Here is a 4253-nt window from a genome sequence, read left to right on the forward strand (position 1 = left end):
TATCTGAACTAACATCTATAGAATTATCAAAGAACAATATTTTAATTGGAAATTACCTCGAAAGAGGACTATAAACTTACTATACGAGGAGATAGGATAATGAAGAAATTTCCGGAGAATTTTTGGTGGGGTGCAGCTACATCTGGACCACAAAGTGAAGGTCGTTTTAATAAACAGCATGCGAACGTTTTTGACTACTGGTATGAAGTAGAACCAGAAGTATTTTATAACCAAGTTGGACCAGATACAGCATCTAATTTTTATAATAGCTATGTAGAAGATATTGCGCTAATGAAAGAGATTAACTTAAACTCTGTTCGTACTTCGATTCAATGGACTCGTTTAATTGATGATTTCGAGACAGCTAGTTTAAATGAGGATGGCGTAAATTTTTACAATAATGTCATAGATGAGTTTATTAAGCAAGGAATTACGCCTGTATTTAACCTGCATCATTTTGATTTGCCAGCAGAGCTTTATCATAAATATGGTGGCTGGGAGTGTAAGCATGTTGTGGAACTTTTTGCAAAATTTGCGCGTCGTTGCTTTGAAGTATTCGGCGATCGTGTGAAACATTGGTTTACTTTTAACGAGCCAATGGTCATTGTAGAGGGTCAATATTTATACCAATTCCATTATCCAAAACTAGTAAATGGGAAAAAAGCGGTGCAGGTAGCGTATAATTTAAATCTTGCTTCTGCAAAAGCAATCAAAGAATTCCGCGACCTGAAGTTGAATGAAACAGGAGCGAAAATCGGAACAATCCTAAACCTAACGCCATCTTATCCAGCCAGTGATAAGCCCGAAGATGTGGAAGCAGGCCGAATTGCCGATCTATGGCGCAATGAAATGTTCCTGCATGCGGCTGTTTATGGAGAATTCCCACCTGCATTAGTAGAACTTTTAACAAAAGATAAAGCAATTTGGGAATCAACGGAAGAAGAGCTTGCGATATTGAAGGAAAATACGATTGATACACTTGGAGTGAATTTCTATCATCCATCCCGTGTAAAAGCGCCAGACGTGGCGCCGAACAGTGTGGGTGACTGGATGCCAGACCGTTATTATGATAACTATGATATGCCTGGTCGTCGCATGAACTTAGATAAAGGCTGGGAAATCTATCCGAAGGCACTTTATGATATTGCTCTTAATATCCGTGATAACTATAAAAATATTGAGTGGTTCGTTTCTGAAAATGGGATGGGCGTTTCCCGAGAAGAACGTTTCTTAAATAAAGAAGGGGTAATTGAGGATGATTATCGTATCGAATTTATCCAAGAGCATTTAGAGTGGCTTCATAAAGGAATCGAAGAAGGCTCCAATTGCTACGGCTATCATTTATGGACGCCAATTGATTGCTGGAGCTGGATGAATGCGTATCGCAATCGCTATGGATTTATCTCCAACAACGTCCATACTCAAGTGAAGACAATTAAGAAGTCTGGTCATTGGATCAAAGAAGTAAGTAGCAATAACGGATTTTAATACTATTTTAATACGAAGATCATCGCACATTCTTTGCGGTGGTCTTTTATTACAGGATATAATAGAGTTGATGAAAACGTAGACATAATTGAGGTGGTGACAAAATGTCATTATTAGTAATGGATATAGGCGGGTCTTCCGTAAAGTTTGCAGTATGGGGAAAAGAACAGCTAGTAGAAAAAGGTTCCTTTGTTACACCAAAAACTTGGGAAGAGATGAAACAAGAAATGCTGCAGCTAAAAGAGAAAATGGCAGCGAAATACATGATTGAGGGCGTTGCGTTCAGTGCTCCAGGTGCAGTAAATCAAGCAAAAGGCGTTATTGAAGGTGCGAGCGCAGTTCCGTATATTCACTCCTTTCCTATTTTTTTCGAATTAGAAGAACTATTTGATTGCCCAGTTACGATGGAAAATGATGCAAACTGTGCAGGACTTGCAGAAGTTTGGAAAGGAGCAGCAACTGGATTAAAGAATGTGTTATTTGTAGTCATTGGAACAGGAATAGGTGGTGCGGTTATTGTCGATGGGAATATCCAACATGGAAAGCATCTATTTGGTGGTGAATTTGGCTATATGCTCCTAAAAGAGGATCAAACATTCAGTAACCTTGCTACCCCTGTAGAAATGGCGAAGCGTTATTCCAAGAGACTGAAGCTAGAAAATGAATTAAGCGGCAAGGAAGTATTTGAGCTCGCAGAACAAGGGGATGAAGTAGCAAAAGAAGAAGTAGAAACCTTTTATCACTATTTAGCGACAGGCATCTATAATCTTCAGTACAGCTTTGACCCCGAGAAAATCATTTTAGGCGGAGGTATCTCCAGCAAAGACGGGCTAATTGAAGAGCTAAATATTCACCTCGAAAAAGTAGTTAAAAGTGTTAAAGGTACCTCCTTTCTTCCAAAAGTAGAATTATGCCAATTCAGGAATGATGCGAATTTAATTGGTGCTGTTTATAATTATCAGCTTGCGTTTGGGGAGTAAGAGCCGGGAGTGATGGTAGATATAGGATATAAAGGAATGCAAGCGAAAGAGTGTGAATTGCAAGTAAAGCGGGATAAGTCGCAAGTAAAGAAGGTTGAATCGCAAGTAAAGGGAGGGAAGTCGTAAGTAAAGAGGTCTGAGCCACAAGAAAGAACGAGGAACAGCAAGTAAAACATCCCAACTTGTGCGTAAAATTCCAACCCACCGACCACAAAGCACTCAAAAATGCAAAGTCAACACCAAAAATCACAAGAATTGATCATCCACTTTATTTTAACCGAGAAGTAGTCAAATAAGTTGAAAACGCAATCATTAATTTAGTAAGCTATAAATTAGAAAAGAGGAATGAACAATGTATATTGCAGATGAAAATAGATATGAAAAGATGATGTATAATCGAGTTGGAAAAAGTGGTTTGAAATTATCGGCGTTATCATTAGGATTATGGCATAATTTTGGAGAGGTGGATCTCTTTGAAAATATGCGTGCTTTAGTGAGAAGAGCTTTTGACTTAGGGATTACTCATTTTGATTTGGCGAATAACTATGGTCCCCCAGCTGGTAGTGCGGAGGAGAATTTTGCAAAAATCTTGGAAAAAGATATGAAGATTTATCGTGATGAAATCGTTATTTCTACGAAAGCTGGTTTTCCAATGTGGGAGGGTCCTTATGGTGACGGGGGCCCAAAAAAGTATTTAGTATCTAGTCTTGACCAAAGCTTAAAGCGTATGGGGCTTGATTATGTAGATATTTATTATCACCATCGTCCAGATGCAGAAACGCCATTAGAGGAAACAGCAGAGGCATTAGATTTATTGGTACGTCAAGGAAAGGCGCTGTATGTTGGTGTTTCTAACTATACCCCAGAGCAAACAAGAGAAATGGCAGAAATTTTTGAAGCGAAAAAAACACCATTCATCATTCACCAACCATCCTACAGTATGTTTAATCGCTGGATTGAAGATGGGTTAAAGGATGTATTAGTGGAAAAACAACTTGGCGCGATTGCCTATAGTCCACTTGCGCAAGGTTTATTGACGGACCGTTATTTAAATGGTATTCCAGAGGATTCACGGGCAAATCGAGAAACAGGACGTTGGCTACATAAAGAGAATGTGGAGCAGACGATTGAAAAAGTAAAAGCACTAAACAATATTGCGAAGGACCGGGGGCAAACACTTGCGGAAATGGCTGTTGCTTGGATCCTTCGCGATGGCATCGTAACAAGTGTGCTTATTGGGGCAAGTAAAGTTAGTCAAATCGAAGACAATGTCAAAGCATTAGACAACATTGAATTTAGGGAAGAAGAGCTTGCCGCAATTGATCGTGTAATAAAAGGATAGGAAGCAAAAGAAACACTACAACTTTTCCATAGTTGTGGTGTTTTTTTGTAATGGTTGATTTAAAAATGGAATGTATTCTTCTTCAACCGATTAACAATATACTCAGCCTGCACAATCATAAAAAGTAAAAATAATGGAATAGCAAGCACGACAAGCTTTCGGTGCCAATGCAAATTGCGGTGGAGTAAATAGGAAGAAAATAAATTAGTCAGCACCATGTTCAACAAGTTGGTCATAAAAATTCACCCTTTTTTTCTTTTAGTTTGATAACAAAGGGTCATTCTTATTCAAGTGCTTATATGGAAAAGCAATCAAGAATACTTTTATATAAGAAAGAAAAAAGGGAAGTCTATTTGAACTGACCTAGCCAAATGAGACATATATAAAACACCTATCCATATTAAATTTAACACTTTTTCATTAATTTGATATTGGTTCTTTAC

The 4253-nt window shown here is 38.2% G+C and carries 4 protein-coding genes; 3 read left to right on the forward strand and 1 reads right to left on the reverse strand.

Features of this window, described 5'->3' with window-relative positions:
- Positions 1-96: 96 nt before the first annotated feature.
- The 3 genes from ACTNDN_RS24395 (at position 97) to mgrA (ending at position 3810) form a co-directional block, all read left to right on the forward strand.
- The gene (locus ACTNDN_RS24395) at positions 97-1488 is read left to right on the forward strand and encodes a glycoside hydrolase family 1 protein (protein WP_441132547.1); all 1392 of its coding nucleotides are present in this window, start codon (positions 97-99) and stop codon (positions 1486-1488) included.
- A gap of 104 nt (positions 1489-1592) precedes the next feature.
- A complete protein-coding gene (locus ACTNDN_RS24400; RefSeq protein ID WP_441132543.1) occupies positions 1593-2468 on the forward strand; it encodes an ROK family protein in 876 nt (291 codons plus the stop codon).
- Positions 2469-2820: 352 nt separating this feature from the next.
- Positions 2821-3810 carry an L-glyceraldehyde 3-phosphate reductase gene (gene mgrA, locus ACTNDN_RS24405; RefSeq protein ID WP_441132545.1) on the forward strand — a complete coding sequence of 330 codons (990 nt, stop codon included), beginning with the start codon at positions 2821-2823 and terminating at the stop codon, positions 3808-3810.
- Between the two features lie 59 nt (positions 3811-3869).
- Here the strand turns inward: mgrA and ACTNDN_RS24410 are convergent, their stop codons facing one another.
- A complete protein-coding gene (locus tag ACTNDN_RS24410) occupies positions 3870-4046 on the reverse strand; it encodes a hypothetical protein (protein ID WP_251629172.1) in 177 nt (58 codons plus the stop codon).
- Between the last annotated feature and the right edge of the window lie 207 nt (positions 4047-4253).

Source organism: Niallia sp. HCP3S3_B10 (assembly GCF_052064465.1).
Classification (GTDB): Bacteria; Bacillota; Bacilli; order Bacillales; family Cytobacillaceae; genus Niallia; species Niallia hominis.

Coding starts and splice junctions, on each gene's coding strand:
- ACTNDN_RS24400 (WP_441132543.1), top strand. CDS start 1,593: ATGTCATTATTAGTAATGGATATAGGCGGGTCTTCCGTAAAGTTTGCA.
- ACTNDN_RS24410 (WP_251629172.1), bottom strand. CDS start 4,046: ATGACCAACTTGTTGAACATGGTGCTGACTAATTTATTTTCTTCCTAT.
- mgrA (WP_441132545.1), top strand. CDS start 2,821: ATGTATATTGCAGATGAAAATAGATATGAAAAGATGATGTATAATCGA.